General features: G+C 71.8%; 16 protein-coding genes. 5 read left to right on the top strand and 11 right to left on the bottom strand.

The annotated features are described in order from the left end of the window. Window positions 1–259 precede the first annotated feature (259 nt). The 3 genes from VT50_RS31280 (at window position 260) to VT50_RS31290 (ending at window position 3,479) form a co-directional block, all read left to right on the top strand. A complete protein-coding gene (locus VT50_RS31280; RefSeq protein ID WP_046083892.1) occupies window positions 260–1,498 on the top strand; it encodes a glycosyltransferase family 4 protein in 1,239 nt (412 codons plus the stop codon). Window positions 1,499–1,539: 41 nt separating this feature from the next. Continuing rightward, the gene (locus tag VT50_RS31285) at window positions 1,540–2,400 is read left to right on the top strand and encodes a hypothetical protein (RefSeq protein WP_046083911.1); all 861 of its coding nucleotides are present in this window, start codon (window positions 1,540–1,542) and stop codon (window positions 2,398–2,400) included. Window positions 2,401–2,519: 119 nt separating this feature from the next. Next, window positions 2,520–3,479 (top strand): helix-turn-helix transcriptional regulator, encoded by a 960-nt coding sequence (locus VT50_RS31290; protein WP_046083891.1) that lies wholly within the window; start codon window positions 2,520–2,522, stop codon window positions 3,477–3,479. Between the two features lie 15 nt (window positions 3,480–3,494). Here the strand turns inward: VT50_RS31290 and ctaD are convergent, their stop codons facing one another. The 9 genes from ctaD to gvpO all read right to left on the bottom strand — a co-directional run bounded on the left by ctaD (window position 3,495) and on the right by gvpO (window position 8,796). Then, window positions 3,495–5,168: an aa3-type cytochrome oxidase subunit I gene (gene ctaD, locus VT50_RS31295; RefSeq protein ID WP_046083890.1), complete on the bottom strand. Its 1,674-nt coding sequence runs from the start codon at window positions 5,166–5,168 to the stop codon at window positions 3,495–3,497. Window positions 5,169–5,268: 100 nt separating this feature from the next. After that, window positions 5,269–5,547, bottom strand: a complete 279-nt coding sequence (locus tag VT50_RS31300) for a gas vesicle protein K (RefSeq protein ID WP_044577531.1) — start codon at window positions 5,545–5,547, stop codon at window positions 5,269–5,271. Beyond that, window positions 5,544–5,744: a gas vesicle protein gene (locus tag VT50_RS31305; protein ID WP_014059691.1), complete on the bottom strand. Its 201-nt coding sequence runs from the start codon at window positions 5,742–5,744 to the stop codon at window positions 5,544–5,546. The genes VT50_RS31300 and VT50_RS31305 overlap by 4 nt, the downstream gene beginning before the upstream one ends. Beyond that, window positions 5,741–6,652 (bottom strand): GvpL/GvpF family gas vesicle protein, encoded by a 912-nt coding sequence (locus VT50_RS31310; protein ID WP_053048386.1) that lies wholly within the window; start codon window positions 6,650–6,652, stop codon window positions 5,741–5,743. Before VT50_RS31310 ends, VT50_RS31305 begins: the two co-directional genes overlap by 4 nt. Beyond that, window positions 6,649–6,987: a gas vesicle protein gene (locus VT50_RS40715; RefSeq protein ID WP_046083909.1), complete on the bottom strand. Its 339-nt coding sequence runs from the start codon at window positions 6,985–6,987 to the stop codon at window positions 6,649–6,651. Before VT50_RS40715 ends, VT50_RS31310 begins: the two co-directional genes overlap by 4 nt. A gap of 80 nt (window positions 6,988–7,067) precedes the next feature. After that, window positions 7,068–7,268: a gas vesicle protein GvpG gene (locus tag VT50_RS31320; RefSeq protein ID WP_420822243.1), complete on the bottom strand. Its 201-nt coding sequence runs from the start codon at window positions 7,266–7,268 to the stop codon at window positions 7,068–7,070. A gap of 5 nt (window positions 7,269–7,273) precedes the next feature. Further along, the gene (locus VT50_RS31325; RefSeq protein WP_046083888.1) at window positions 7,274–7,993 is read right to left on the bottom strand and encodes a GvpL/GvpF family gas vesicle protein; all 720 of its coding nucleotides are present in this window, start codon (window positions 7,991–7,993) and stop codon (window positions 7,274–7,276) included. Beyond that, window positions 7,990–8,445, bottom strand: coding sequence for a gas vesicle structural protein GvpA (locus VT50_RS31330; protein ID WP_046083887.1), 456 nt, complete (start codon window positions 8,443–8,445; stop codon window positions 7,990–7,992). Before VT50_RS31330 ends, VT50_RS31325 begins: the two co-directional genes overlap by 4 nt. 48 nt (window positions 8,446–8,493) lie before the next feature. Beyond that, the gene (gene gvpO, locus VT50_RS31335; RefSeq protein ID WP_046083886.1) at window positions 8,494–8,796 is read right to left on the bottom strand and encodes a gas vesicle protein GvpO; all 303 of its coding nucleotides are present in this window, start codon (window positions 8,794–8,796) and stop codon (window positions 8,494–8,496) included. 424 nt (window positions 8,797–9,220) lie between these two features. On the opposite strand from gvpO, the gene VT50_RS31340 reads away from it, so the two are divergent. After that, entirely contained in the window at window positions 9,221–9,436 is a 216-nt protein-coding gene (locus VT50_RS31340; RefSeq protein WP_046083885.1) for an I78 family peptidase inhibitor, read from the top strand. Between the two features lie 137 nt (window positions 9,437–9,573). Here the strand turns inward: VT50_RS31340 and VT50_RS31345 are convergent, their stop codons facing one another. Beyond that, window positions 9,574–10,608, bottom strand: coding sequence for a phosphatase PAP2 family protein (locus VT50_RS31345; RefSeq protein ID WP_046083884.1), 1,035 nt, complete (start codon window positions 10,606–10,608; stop codon window positions 9,574–9,576). A gap of 387 nt (window positions 10,609–10,995) precedes the next feature. Beyond that, complete coding sequence (locus VT50_RS31350; RefSeq protein WP_046083883.1) at window positions 10,996–12,183, bottom strand: membrane protein; 1,188 nt, start codon at window positions 12,181–12,183, stop codon at window positions 10,996–10,998. A gap of 403 nt (window positions 12,184–12,586) precedes the next feature. On the opposite strand from VT50_RS31350, the gene VT50_RS31355 reads away from it, so the two are divergent. Continuing rightward, window positions 12,587–14,335, top strand: coding sequence for an MFS transporter (locus VT50_RS31355; RefSeq protein ID WP_075200225.1), 1,749 nt, complete (start codon window positions 12,587–12,589; stop codon window positions 14,333–14,335). The last annotated feature ends 695 nt before the right edge of the window (window positions 14,336–15,030 follow it).

Consider the following 15,030-nt stretch of genomic DNA (forward strand, 5'->3'; position numbering starts at 1 on the left):
CTCGGTCTCGGTGGATGGGCCGGGTGGTTCCCGCCCATACGTAGACAACGGGACACGCGGGGCGTGGGTAACGCGCCCCGCCACCGCGGGGCCTGATGCACCGTCGGGCCGAAAAGTTCCCCCGAGTCCCTACCGATTTCACATCTGTTGGAGCACAAGAAGATGATGAAACCCAACCCTGTGCCACTTTCCGCTGTCTTACCTCGTGGTAGGCGGACGAGACACCCGTCCGCGGGGAAGCTGTGGGATACGGGGCCGGATGCACATCTCTTTCCTTATTCACAACGCGTACGGAATCGGCGGGACGATCCGGACCACGTACAACCTCGCCCGCACCCTGGGGGAGCAGCACGATGTGGAGATCGTGTCGGTCTTCCGCCATCGCGACCAGCCGATCTTCGAGCCCGGTCCGGGGGTGCGGCTCAGCCATCTCGTGGACCTCAGGAAGAACAGCCCGTCCTACGACGGCGGCGACCCTGACCACGGTCGTCCGGCGAAGGTCTTCCCCGCGACCGAGGGCCGCTACATGCAGTACAGCGCGCTCACCGACCGCCGTATCGCGGATCATCTGCGCTCGCTCGAGGCCGATATCGTCATCGGAACCCGGCCCGGGCTCAATGTCCACATCGCCCGGGAGGCCCGTAGCGGTCCGGTACGGGTCGGCCAGGAGCATCTGACGCTCAGCACCCACTCCAAGGGGCTGACCCGGGCTCTGCGCGCCGTCTACCCCCGGTTGGACGCGGTGACCACCGTGACCGAGGCCGACGCCCGGACCTACCGCGGCCAGATGCGGCTGCCCGGCGTACGGGTCGAGGCGGTCCCCAACAGCGTGCCCGCGTCTGGTCTGGAGCCCGCCGACGGCACCGGCAAGTGGGTGGTCGCGGCCGGTCGGCTGGCCCCGGTGAAACGCTACGACCTGCTGATACGCGCCTTCGCGAAGGTGATCGAGGCCCGCCCCGACTGGCGGCTGCGGATCTACGGCGGCGGCGTCCAGCACGCCAAGCTGCGCGCCCTCATCGACAGGCTCGGCCTCTACAACAACGTCTTCCTGATGGGCCCGGCCAATCCGCTCGACCCCGAGTGGGCCAAGGGCTCCATAGCCGCCGTCACCTCCAGTCTGGAGTCGTTCGGCATGACCATCGTGGAGGCCATGCGCTGCGGCCTTCCCGTGGTGTCCACCGACTGCCCGCACGGGCCCGCGGAGATCATCGACAACGGTGTGGACGGCCGTCTCGTGCCCACCGGCGACACCGACGCCATCGCCGCCGCGCTGCTCGACCTCATCAACAACGACGAGCTGCGCCAGCAGATGGGGCAGGCCGCGCTGAAGGGCTCGGCCCGCTTCGATCCCTCGCGGGTGGCCGGGCGCTACGAGACGCTGTTCTCCGAGCTGATCGGCCGCAGCGGCCTGCGGGGCTCCCTGCACCGCGCCCGCGGCTCCCTGATCGGTGGCGCGTTCGCCGCCAAGGACTCCCTGCGGAAGGTGCGTGTCGCATGAGTGCACCGGCACAGATGGCGCAGCACGTCGAGGAGGACAGGATGAGTGAGGCCGCCGAGGCCGCCCCCGCCCGCGCCGACTGCGTGGCGGACTCCGCCGGTGGGCTCACCTTCCACATCGCCGATTGGACCCTCCCCGCCCCGGGCGGCCACGACGACTGGAGCGGGGCGCTGGTGCTGATCCGCCGTGGCGGGAGGGACGCCCCCGACGGGGAGGTGCGGCTGCCGCTGGGCCCCACCGCGGACGGCCGCCTCCAGGCCGCCCTGCCCAGCACCGTCGCCCTGCCCGAGGGCCGGTGGGATGTGCACGTGGCCCACCGGGACGCCGAACCGCAGCGGCTCGCCCCGGGCCTGAACGATCTGCGCTCGCTCGTGGACCGCCGTCCCGGGCCGAGCACTTCCCCGCTGTCCGTCCGCATCCCGTACGCCACCAAGCACGGCAATCTCTCGCTGCGCAGCTGGCGGCGGGCGCCCCACGCGGAGGCCGGGGAGATCCGGCTGGAGGGTGACCGGATGACGGTGCGGGGGCGGCTCTACCGCGTCGCGTATCCGTCCGAGTGGCTGGCCGGCGCGGTGGTCGAGGCCCGCTGCCGCGGGGGTGAGGTCCCGGTGCGCACGGCACCCCTGGAGGTGGAGGGCCCGGACTTCTCCTGCACGCTCTCCTACGCCGATCTCGCGCGGACCTGGAGCGGCGGCGCGGACGTCTGGGACCTGCGGCTGCGCCCGGCGGACCGGACCGCGGCCCCGGCGCGGCTCGCCCGGATCCTGGACGATGTCGCGGACAAGAAGGAGATCTTCACCTATCCGCCGCGTACGGTGGCCGGTCCGCACGGGGAAGCACTGGCCCGGCCGTACTACACCCGGGACAACGACCTCGCGGTGCGGATCGAGGCGCTTGCCTGAGCCCGGAATCCAGAGGGAGTCGAGCCCGGCGTCCCGAGAGAGCCGAGCCCGGGGTGTTGGGAGAACCGGGACGGGCTTGAGGACGGAGGCTGTCCTCGACCGGTGGCAGACTCGGCCGCATGCTGGAGACCTCGGCCCGTCTGCTCCGCCTGCTCTCCCTGCTGCAGGCCCACCGCGAATGGTCCGGTGCCGACCTCGCCGACCGGCTCGGGGTCACCCCGCGCACCGTGCGCCGCGATGTCGACCGGCTGCGCGAGCTCGGCTACCCCGTGCACTCGGCGCCGGGCACCGGCGGCGGCTATCAGCTGGGCGCGGGCGCCCAGCTGCCGCCGCTGCTGCTGGACGACGAGGAGGCGGTGGCGGTCGCGGTGCGGCTGCGCCAGGCGACGGGCGGCGGGGTCGAGGGCATCGAGGAGACCTCGGTACGGGCCCTGGCCAAGCTGGAGCAGGTGCTGCCGGACCGGCTGCGCCGCCGGGTGGGCGCGCTGACCGCCTTCACCGTGCCGCTGTCCGGCTGGAGCGACGGCCCCGGGGTGGACCCCGGGGTGCTGACCGAGCTGGCCGCCGCCTGCCGGGACTGCCATCAGCTGCGCTTCGAGTACCGCGACCACGGCGGTGCGGTCACTCGCCGCACCGCCGAACCGCACCGGCTGGTCGCCGCACAGCGCCGCTGGTACCTGGTCGCCTGGGATGTGGAACGCGCGGACTGGCGTACGTACCGGGTCGACCGGATCACCCCGACCCCGCCGCACGGCCCCCGCTTCACCCCGCGCCGCCCGCCCGCCGACGACATCGCCGCCTATGTGGCCCGGGGCATCACCACCTCCGTCTACGCCCAGCGGGCCACCGTGCTGCTGCGGGTGCCCGCCGAGCGGGCGGCCGAGTACTTCCCGCCCACGGTGGGGGTGCTGGAGGCGGTGGACGAGCACGGCTGTCTGCTGCACACCGGCGCCCACCGCCTCGACGCCCTGGTCGTCCATATCGCGCTGAGCGGCTTTGACTTCGAGGTGCGCGAGCCGGTGGAGCTGAACGACCACATCCGGGAGCTCAGGGACCGCCTGGACCGGGCCCTGGGCTGACCGGGCCCCGCGGCTTCAGCGCGGCTTCAGCCGCTGGTCCTTCTCCTGCTCCAGGCCCGCCACTTCGGGATGGTTCAGATCGAAGGCCGGTGACTCGGAGCGGACCCTGGGGAGGGTGGTGAAGTTGTGCCGGGGCGGGGGACAGGAGGTCGCCCACTCCAGGGAGCGGCCGAACCCCCAGGGGTCGTCCACCTCCACCTTCTTGCCGTACTTGGCCGTCTTCCAGACGTTGTAGAGGAACGGCAGGGTCGACATGCCCAGCAGGAACGAGCCGATCGTGGAGACGGTGTTGAGCGCGGTGAAGCCGTCCGCCGCCAGATAGTCGGCGTAGCGGCGCGGCATCCCCTCCACGCCCAGCCAGTGCTGCACCAGGAAGGTGGTGTGGAAGCCGGTGAACAGCGTCCAGAAGTGGATCTTGGCCAGCCGCTCGTCCAGCAGCTTCCCGGTGAACTTGGGCCACCAGAAGTAGAAGCCAGCGAACATCGCGAAGACCACCGTCCCGAAGACCACGTAGTGGAAGTGGGCCACGACGAAGTAGGTGTCCGTGACATGGAAGTCCAGCGGCGGTGAGGCCAGGATGACGCCGGTGAGCCCCCCGAAGAGAAAGCTCACCAGGAAGCCGACCGCCCACAGCATCGGCGCCTCCAGGGACACCGAACCGCCCAGCATGGTGCCGATCCAGTTGAAGAACTTCACCCCGGTCGGCACCGCGATCAGAAACGACATCAGCGAGAAGAAGGGCAGCAGAACCGATCCGGTGGCGAACATGTGGTGGGCCCAGACCACCATCGACAGCCCGGTGATGGCCATGGTCGCACCGATCAGCGTCACATAGCCGAAGATCGGCTTGCGCGAGAAGACCGGGATGATCTCGCTGATGATGCCGAAGAACGGCAGCGCGATGATGTAGACCTCGGGATGGCCGAAGAACCAGAAGAGGTGCTGCCACAGCAGCGGCCCGCCGTACCGGGCGTCGAAGACCACCGCCCCGAACCGCCGGTCCGCCTCCAGTGCCAGCAGCGCCGCCGCCAGCACCGGGAACGCCATCAGGATCATGATCGAGGTGAAGAGGGTGTTCCAGGTGAAGATCGGCATCCGGAACATCGTCATGCCCGGCGCGCGCATCGCCATGATGGTGGTCAGGAAGTTCACCGCGCCCAGGATCGTCCCGAACCCCGACAGCGCCAGCCCCATGATCCACATATCGGCGCCGACACCGGGCGAGCGGATCGCGCTGTTGAGCGGGGCATAGGCGGTCCAGCCGAAGTCCGCGGTGCCCCCCGGCACCAGCAGACCGGCCACCACGATCAGCCCGCCGAACACATACAGCCAGTACGACAGCATGTTGAGACGAGGAAAGGCCACATCGGGCGCCCCGATCTGCAGCGGCATGATCTCGTTGGCGAACCCCGCGAACGCCGGGGTCGCGAACAGCAGCAGCATGATCGTGCCATGCAGGGTGAACGCCTGGTTGAACTCCTCCTGCGAGACGATCTGGAGGCCCGGACGGGCCAGCTCGGCGCGCATCACCATCGCCAGCACGCCGCCGACGAGGAAGAAGCCGAACGACGAGATCAGATACAGATGCCCGATCTTCTTGTGGTCGGTGGTGGTGAGCCAGTCCACCAGCACACTGCCCTGCCGCGTCTCCCGTACCTGACCGGCGGTCCGCGCGGTCTCTGTCGCCATCGGGACTCCTCCGTGTCCTGGGCGGGTACCGACCGTGTCCTGGGCGGGTACCGACATGATCGCCCCGCGGGCGGTGCGATCCGGGGAGCTGCCCCGAGCGTCACTCCCTCGGGGACAGGAGCGGACCGAGTGGCCCAAGGTCGAGATTGAGATCGGAGGGTGCGATGCCGTAGCGGTCGCAGAGCGTGCCCATCCGGTCCTCCAGGAGCATCAGCGTCAGCCCGATCCGCTCCTCCTGGTCCTCCGTCAGATCGCCCTGGTCAACCCGGCGCAGCGCCTGCCGCTCCATGAGCTGGCGCAGCAGCTCCACGACGGTGAGCACCAGCTTCATCAGATCGCGTTCGACGGTGTCCTGGTCCAGCTCCAGCTTGCGGCTCACGGTTCCTCCCACGGGGACGGCACATTGGCGTTGACCGAGCTGATGAGCGCGCGCAGATCGATGCGGACCAGATCGACGTCGGCGATCCGCAGGGTCAGATCACCGGTGATCACCACGCCGCCCGCCAGCAGCCGGTCCAACACGTCCACCAGGGCGATCTGCTGATGGGCCAGGGGGCCCTCGGGGGCCATCGTCATCCGTCCGCCCCCGCGTCCTCGGTCTTCCCTTCGGCGCCGCCAGCGCCGCCAGCGCCGCCAGCGCCTTCAGCGTCGGAGGTCTCGTCCATGGCGGTGAAGGAGTACGGCGCCCATGGACCGGTCAGCTCCACCCGCAGCGCGGGCGTCCGCCCGGCCAGCCCACCGACCCGCTCGGCGAAGTCGGCGCTGTGCTCGCGCCGCACCAGATACGCGGCGTTCAGCACATTGCGCTCGGAGATCCCCGACAGCCGGGGGTCCTGCGGCGGATGCAGCCGGGACTGCTCGGCCAGCCCGCTGAGGGTGTCGTGTACCAGCCGTGCGCCCTCCTCCGTATCGCCCCAGCGCCGCTCGGCGGCCTGCCGCTGGGCCTTGCGGCGGCGCAGGTAGTCGCGGCCGGACATGGCGCCCGGGGAGTTCGGAGCGCTTGGAGTGCCGGGGGCGTCGGCGGCGTTCGCGGCCCCGGCGGGGGGCTCTTCGGCGGCGGGCTGGGTGGCGTACGCCTTGACGCCCCATTCGACCCGGCCCTCCAGCCGGTCCAGCGCCGAGGTGAACCGCTCCCGGCCGGTGGCGAGCATCCGCCGCAGCCCCTCGTCGCCGAGGCACACGGTGGCCAGCCGGACCGGTATGACACAAACCTCGGCCCCGGCGGTGTCGACCACCCGCTGATGGGCCCGGGCCATCCTCTCCAGCCAGGCCATGTCCTCCAGCCGCTTCCGCAGCGGGCCCTCGTCGTAGTCCTCGGCAGGTACGGCGCCCGCCAGCACGGCGAGCCCCAGGTGGCGTACGGCGTACACCGGTTCGTCCGCTACGCCGGTCACCCCCTCCAGGGCGGTGAGGGCGTCCAGGGCGGCCTCCGGCGCACCGGTGTCGCGCACGACCGCGTAGGCGTACCGCAGTGCGTCGGTCATACGGTGGTCTCCCGCTTCTCCCCGCTGGTGGCCTCGGCATCCTCGCGGGCGCTCCGGCCGGTGACCTCGGTGGTCTCCCGGCGGGTCACCTCGGCCTGCTCGCCGCCGTCCACCCCGGTCCTGGCGCGCGAGGAGAGCGACGGGTCGTGCTCCCACCAGTCGATGCCCATCTCCTTCGCCTTATCGACCGAGGCCACGATCAGCCGCAGCTTGATCGTGAGAAGTTCGATGTCGAGCAGATTGATGCGGATATCGCCCGCGATCACCACACCCTTGTCGAGCACCCGCTCAAGGATGTCGGCGAGGTTCGCCCCGCCCTCGCCCCGTCCGGCCAGGCCGTACGACCCCGAGGAGCCGAGCGACGACGCCGGTGAGCCATAGCCGCCGGCCGTCGGGGCCACACCGCCCCGGGTGGTCACAGAGTCCCGTTCGCCCACTGGCGTGCCTCCTCCAACCGGTCGAGCAGCACGTCCTCCTGCCGCTCGAACTCCTCCTCGTCGATCACGCCCTGGTCGAGCTGGGCCTCCAGCTCGCCCAGGGCCCGCTGGATGTTGGCCGGGTCGTAGTACTCCCGCTCCGCCGCGGCGACGACCTGCCTCAGCACCCAGCCGATCATCAGCATCAGGATTCGACGAAGCTGTACGGCGGCAGCGGACCGTTGATCCGCAGCCTCAGCCAGGGATGGGCCCGCTCCAGGTCGGCGGCGGCCGACAGCAGCGGATCGGCGGCGCCGTCGCCGACCAGCAGCGACAGGCTCACAAACCAGCCGCCGCTCTCCGGGCCGGGCCGCACCTCCTCGGCGGTCGGCGCCAGCGCCTCCTCCACCAGCTTCGCGTCCCGCACCTCACGGGCCCGTACCGCGCTAGCCATCAGCTCGCCGAAGCGCACCCGGTCCTCATAGGTGCCGCCGCCCGCCGCCCGGTTGGCCTCCGCCATCATCCGCAGCTCAGGCTCCTCGGCGAGCACCTGGTGGAGCACCGCGTCCTCGTCGTGCACGGCCTTGACGTTGTACTCCACCCGGTCGGTCAGCCGGTTCAGCTGGTCCTGGTAGCGGTCGGCGTGCTCGGCCAGCACGCTGCGGACGTCATCGTCGCTTGAGGAGACGCTGCCGAACCGCATCGGCAGCACCGCGCGGGAGTCGCCGACCTCGGCCAGCACGTGCTGGTGGGCCAGCAGATCGCGGCGCCGGGGCTTGAGCTCGGGCGGGCAGTCGCTGACGATCGCGGCCAGCTCGCCCTCGTTCAGCGCCCGGACCGGCAGCGGGGGGTCGCCGATGCCCAGCAGCCGATCGCCCAGGTCCGCGACCTCGCCCCGAGCGATGCCGTAGACATACGTACTCATGAGGACTCCTCGGACTTCCGGGGCGCCGCCTTACGGGCCGGACGGCGGCGGCGCGGCTCTTCCTCCTCCTCTTCCTCCTCCGACGGCCGGATCGCGTCGGCCACGCTCTGGGCGGCCTTGGAGACGGTGTCACCGGCGCCGGAGAGGGCGCCCTTGGTCTTGGACCGCGCGCCGTTCTCGGTGATGCCCTCGAAGACCTCGGGCAGCCCGGGGGACTTGTTCTGCCCCGACTCCAGGTCCAGGCGGTTGCACGCCTCGGCGAACCGCAGATAGGTGTCGACGCTCGCGACCACGATCCGAACGTCGATCTTGAGTATTTCGATGCCGACCAGGGAGACGCGGATGAACGCGTCGATCACCAGCCCCCGGTCGAGGATGAGCTCCAGGACGTCGTACAGGCCGCTGGTGCCGCCCCCGCCCCTGGATTGCTGTGCCGGGACAACAGTGGTCATGTCGGGTGGGTCCTCTCGTTTCCGGTGGCGTCCGGTCCCCCGCCGGCGTCAGCGGCGGTCGCTCCGGCCGCGCTCGTAGCGGCGTAGGCGGCGGTAGCCGGTCAGCAGGCCGTCCGGGTCGAGGGTCACCTCGTACAGGGCCATCAGGCTCATCGTCTCCGGCACCCGTTCCAGCTCCACCACCTCGGCCTCCAGCAGCCATCCGTCGTCGGTCCGTTCCATGCGGGGAAGGGACTCCGGGTACAGGCCCGTCAGCTCGGCGAGCTGCTCACGGGCGGCACGCAGGAGCGCCAGCGGACTCGGACCGCCGGCCGCCGTCTTCTCGGGGGTTTCATCGGATCTGTCAGTCATGTTGGCTCCGGGGCGGCGGGTACCGCGTCCGGGTGGGCGTAAACCTCGGGCTTGGGTCCCGGAACCCCGGGCTTGGGCCCGGCGATTTGTGGTGGAATTGTGCGCTCCGGAGGGGTCCGCAAGGGTCCGGGCCGTGCTTTTCCGGCCGCCGCGGGAATTGTTCGAACGGATCCCGCCCGCGCGCCACCGCCTATACCGGATCCGGCCGTTTGGCGCGGGATATCGACGAAAACTCGCAATCATCTTCGAGCCGTCAACACAAGCCACGGAAGAGTGAAGAAGTCGCTCACAAACCCGGGCGTGTTTTCTGTGACACAAGTGTGACGAATGGCGGCCGTGAGAGGCATGGTGCGGTGGTAGTCCCACGGCGGTTCATGGCAACTCTGGGTTTGCCACCCGTGGGGAGCCACCTACGGTGGCTGTCATGGGATCTGTACCGAACCTTCCGGCCGAACCCGACGACGACCTCGACAGCTATGTGGGCCTTGATGCCGGTATCGCCGAGGAGAGGGCGCGCACCCGCGGCTGGAGCACCGTACGGACGCTTCCGCCGGGCGCGATCATCACCATGGAGTATCTGCGGGGGCGGATCGACTTCGAGGTGGACGGGGGCACGGTGAAGCGCTGCTGGCGCGGCTGACGGGCGCGGCTGGCGGGGCGGCGGGCACGACGGCGGCCCCGGAACGCTCCCGCTGGAGCGTTCCGGGGCCGTGGCATGACCGTGGCCGGCCGGCGCGGGGGAGGGGGTGCGTACCGCCCCGCGGTCCGGCGGGTGGCTCAGCCTCCCGCGGCCGTCCGGCCCCGGGAGGCACCGGAGGGGCCGAAGGGAGCCGTCGTACGCGGCACCCGGTCGGCGTGCGGCGGCCGACGGCTGCCGACCGGGGTGACCGGGGTGCGCTCGGAGCGCACCGTGTGCTGGCGGACCGGGTGGAGGGGCCGCCCGTCGGGGCTCCGGCCGGTGGCGGTGCCTGGCCGGACCACGGCCACGGGCTCGCGGGTGGGCAGGTCGTCGTCGCGGGCGGTGCGCGGGGTGGCCAGCGGGGTCCCGGCGACCGGCGGCCCGGACGGCACCGGCACGGGGGCCCGGCCCTGGCGCAGCCGGTGCCACAGGGTCAGCAGCAGCACCTCGGCGCGGGCCATGGCGGGCTCCATCCAGGGCAGCGCCAGCAGCACCAGCACCCCGGCGGCCCAGCCCAGCACCACATCGCTCAGCCAGTGGGTGCCGAGGTAGACGGTGGTCATGCCGACCCCGAAGGCGAAGCCCGCGGCGATCAGCGAGGCGACCCTGCGGGCCACCGGGGTGGTCGCCAGATAGGCCAGAATGCCCCAGGTGACCACGGCGTTCGCGGTGTGGCCCGAAGGAAATATATCGCCGGTGCGCCACATCTCATTGGACCCGACGGTGGTCGCGTAGTGCGGACCGAGCCGGCCGAAGCCGATCTTCACCGCGCCCACGGTCGCGTTCAGCAGCAGCAGGGAGGTGCCCAGCGCCAGCAGCGGACGCAGGGTGCGCTGCCGGTGGCAGCACCACCCCAGCCAGGCGGCGACGGCCACGGCGGTGGGCCCGCGCTGGCCCATGACCACGAAGTAGTCCAGGAGGGTGTGGAACTCCGGCCACTGCTTGTAGGGCCGGAAGAGCATGACCTGCCAGTCGAGCTTCACCAGCCATGAGGTGGTCAGCACGCCGATCACGGTCGCCGCGTAGACCGCCAGCGTGGTCCCGAGCAGCCAGAAGCGTGTTCGGGTCATGCGCGGTCGCGCGGGATCGGGCCTTCGCTCCTCGGTCGCGGGGAGCTTGTCTTCGGTACGCACCTAATCGACGTTACATTGCGTGACAGGCCAGTTCGGTCGATCAGGTCGCTTTGTGATGACGATGTGATGTGGAGTGCGTCTCGTCAACGCCTTTTGGCCGCGCTCTTTCCATGGAATGCACGAGGTCTCGGGGCTTTTCTGCTCCCGGCCTTCCAATGGGCGTGTCTCGGGGGCTTTATGGATTTCTTACAGGGCGTGTTTATCGCCCATTAGCCAAAGCGTTCCCCGAAGTTTCCCCCGGTGTCGCCGGTCGGCCGGGAGCGACCGTCGGCGGGGCTCCGCCCGGCCGGTCGGGGTGGCCGGATCGCGGCGGGGGCCGGACCACGGCGGTGGGCGGATCAGGGTAGGGAGGATCACGGCGGTGGCCGGATCGCCGCGGTGGCCGGATCAGGGCGGCCCGGTGCCGTGCAGCCAGAAGGCCCCGTACACCGCGGAGGCGAGCCCCACCGAGCCCAGCACCAGCGCGGTGCGCACCGGGCGCAGCCGGGCCAGGGCGACCGCGATCGGCAGCAGCAGCGGGAAGGCCGGTATCAGCAGCCGGGGCTTGGAGCCGAAATACCCCTTCGCGGCCACCGCCAGGACGAGCACCGCACCTCCGTACGCCAGCAGCGGCGGCGGCTGGCGCTGCCCCACACAGCGGACCGCCAGCCAGACCAGCGCCCCGGTGCCGAGCAGCAGCCCGAGCCCGGCCACGAAGGGCGGCTCGATCAGCCGCCCCCCGATGAAGCCCGCGAAGGCCACACCGCCGTCGAAGCCGTTGCCCCAGCCGTTCTGCACCTCGAAGTAGCCGGTGGGGCTTCCGGTGTGGACGGAGACCCACACCACATAGCCGAGCCAGCCGAGCGGCGCCAGCACGGCGCCCGCGAGCAGACTCCGATCCGTGCGCCACGCGTGGCGCCAGCGCCCGCCGGGCAGCAGCTCCGCCCCGGCCGCCGCCCAGACCGCCGCGACCACCGCCGCGCCCACCGGCCGGGTGAGCCCCGCCAGCGCCGCACACAGCCCCGCCCACAGCCACCGCCGGGTGAGCGCCGCGTAGACCCCCCACGCGGCCAGGGCCGTGAAAAGGGACTCCGAATACGCCATCGACTGCACGATCCCGACCGGCAGCACACCCCACAGCACGGCCAGCGTGACGCCCACCCGCCATCCGTACAGCAGGTCCCCGACCGCGAAGATCCCCCAGGCGGCGAACAGGGACGTGATCGAGCTCACCAGCAGACCGGCATCGGCCGCGCCCAGCGGGGCCATGGCCGATATCACTCGCTCCAGCCCGGGGAGCAGGGGGAAGAACGCCAGGTTGGAGTGGACCGCGCCGTCGGGCAGATAGATCGTGTAGCCGTACCCCTCCTCGGCGATGCGGGTGTACCACAGCGAATCCCAGCGCGCGGAGAGCAGCTGGTGCGGGCTCTTGTCCGCGAAGGCGCCCCAGATCGCGAGAACCACCAGCCCGAGCAGGCGCGTCCCCGCATACGCGAGCAGTGCCGGAGCTGCCCGGCGCAGCGCGCGACCAGCGGCGCGGCCCGGTCGGCCGTCGTCGCTGGGCGGCGCGGCGCCGGTCTGGGCGAGATCAGTCACGGCGACGATTATCGAGGATGATCCGGACCGCCCGCGCGGCCTGTGGATAACCCTGGACGCCGCTGGTGGACGTGGGCGGACGCAGGTGAAACGCGAGGGTGACACCGGGAGGACGTCGGGAGAACGCCGGGAGAACGCAGGAGCGACGGCGGAGCGGCGGGGGAGAAGCGGGGGGCCGAGGGAGGAGCGGGGGACAAAAGGGGAAGTCTGGAACGTACGCCTCCGTATCCATCCGCGGGCCGGCCCCAACATGACCTGCGGCACACGGCTCACGCGGGGACTCGCGTACCCTGACCTCTCACTCGCGCCTTCGCCACCGGGGTCACCCGGGACGTCCCCACGACGTGACGTACCGCCCGACACGACGGCGGACCGCGAGCGCAAGCCCCAGGGAGGTGCGTACATGTCCGGGACGACCACGGCCGGCAATCGGCGGACGGCGGGCGTTCCCCGGCAATGGCGCGGCACCGAGGCGAGCGGCGGGGCCAACCGCTGGGTCGTGCTCCTCGTGCTCTGCGTCAGCCTGCTGCTCGTCGCGGTGGACGCGACCGTGCTCCATGTCGCGGTCCCGGCCGTGACCGAGGATCTGCGCCCCGGCGCGATCGAACTGCTGTGGATCGTGGACGTCTACCCACTGGTCTGCGCCTCGCTGCTGATCCTCTTCGGCACCCTCGGCGACCGCGTCGGCAGACGACGCGTCCTGCTGCTCGGCTACGGGCTCTTCGGCGCCGCCTCCGCGATCGCCGCCTTCGCCCCCAACCCCCAGATCCTCATCGTGGCCCGCGCCCTGCTGGGCGTCGGCGGCGCGATGATCATGCCTGCCACCCTGTCGATACTCCGCCAGGTCTTCCCGGACCGCCGGGAACGGGCGCTGGCGATAGGCATCTGGAGCGCGGTCGCCGCCGTCGGCGCGGCCGTCGGCCCGCTGCTCGGCGGCTTCCTGGTGGAGAACTTCTGGTGGGGCTCGGTCTTCCTGGTCAACCTGCCCCTGATGGTCGTGGCGCTGCCCGTCGGCCGCTGGCTGCTGCCGGAGTCCACGGGCGACAAGAACGGCCCCTGGGACGTGCTGGGCGCGCTCATGGCCGCGTGCGGGCTGTTCTGCGTCGTCCTCGGCGTCAAGCGGGTGGGCAGCGGCGCGGGGCCGCTGGACGCAGTGACCGTCGCCCCGGTGCTGATCGGGGCGGTGCTGCTGGTGTTCTTCGTCCGCCGCCAGCGCCGCCGTACGCATCCGCTGGTGGACCTCAAGCTGTTCACCCGGCCCGCCTTCTCGATCTCGGTCGGCTGTATCGTGCTCGCCCTGCTGGCGCTCGTCGGACTGGAGCTCATAGCCGCCCAGTACCTCCAGCTCGTGCTCGGGCTCACCCCGCTCGAGACGGGTCTGAGGCTGCTGCCGCTCACCTTCGCCGCCATGGCCGCCGGGCTCGTGGGGTCCCGGGTGCTCCAGTGGCTCGGCCCGCGGGTCATGGTCGCGGTCGGCTTCGCGCTCACCGCGCTCGCCGTGCTCTCGCTCACCGCCATGGGCCAGTCCGACCGGCCCGCCGTGCTGGTCGGCGGCTTCATCGTCCTGGGCTTCGGGCTGGAGACCACGCTCTTCAGCGCGTACGAGTCCATGCTCAACGAGGCGTCGGCCGGTTCCGCGGGCGGTGCGGCCGCCATCGGCGAGACCTCCTACCAGCTCGGCGCCGGGATCGGCATCGCCCTCCTCGGCAGCGTCATGAACGCCGCCTACAAGCCCGGCGTCTCCTCGGTGCACGGTGTCTCCGCCTCCGCCAGTTCCGACGCGAGCCAGTCGCTGGGCGCCGCGTACAAGGTCTCCGACCGGCTCGGCGGTCACGCCGGGGAGGCCCTGCGGTCGGCCTCCCGCGCCGCCTTCGTCCACGGTCTGCATGTCACGCTCGTGGTCAGCGCCGGTCTGCTGCTGCTCGGCGCGCTGGCCGCGTTGCGGCTGCCCAAGGCGATGGAGTGCGCCGCCGACAACGAGGACGAGGAGTCCGCCCAGGAACCGGCGGAGCGACAGGGGCCTGCGGAGCAGCGGGGCCCGGGGGAGCAGCGGGGTCCGGCGGAGCGGCGGGGCGCTGCGGGCCAGCAGGGGCCGGACGGTACGGACGCTCCGGCCCGCCTCGACCGCGCCACCGTCGCCGCGGAGTCCTGACCGACCCACCCTGGGTCAGCCGGGGTCAGCCTGGGTCACCCCGACCCAGCCCGGGCCCAGCCCGGGCCCAGCCCGGGCCCAGCCCGGGCGAGCCCTTGGGCCTGCGGGGTGTCCCGGTGGTTCTTTCCCCTCCCCGCCCCTTCCCGCTACCAGGGGCTCCGCCCCTGGACCCCGTGGCCGGAGGCCTGGACCCTGGCGCCTTGACTACGGGGCAGGGGCCTGGACCCCGGTGTTTGGACCCGGTGGCCGGGGGCTCCGCTCCTGGGGCCCGGACCGCGTGGCCCGGACCCCGTGGCCTGGGGCCCGTGGCCGGTGGCCTGGACCCTGGGGCTTGGGCCACGTGGCCGGGGGCCCGACTCTGGGGCCTGGGCCCAAGGGCAGGGGCCTGGACCCCGGTGCTTGGACCCCGTGACCGAGGCCTAGACCCTGGTGCCTGGGCCCCGGTGCCGGAGCCCTGTGGCCTAGACCCCGTGGCCTGGCGCCTGGACCCCGTGGTCTCGGGCCTTGGCCCCGGTGCGAAGCCCACCCTTACGGCGGGGCCGCGTAGCGGTCCCTCGGCTGGGCCGCATAGCGATGCTGCCGTGGGCGTCACGATCCATCGGACACCCCCGAACGGCCCCGCCCGATCCGGCCGACCCGGCCCGCGGCCGGGGTCCGGTGCGGGCGGGTCTGGACGTCGGGGGTTACCCGGCCGT

Origin of the sequence: Streptomyces antioxidans (genome assembly GCF_000968685.2) — a bacterium.
Classification (GTDB): Bacteria; Actinomycetota; Actinomycetes; order Streptomycetales; family Streptomycetaceae; genus Streptomyces; species Streptomyces antioxidans.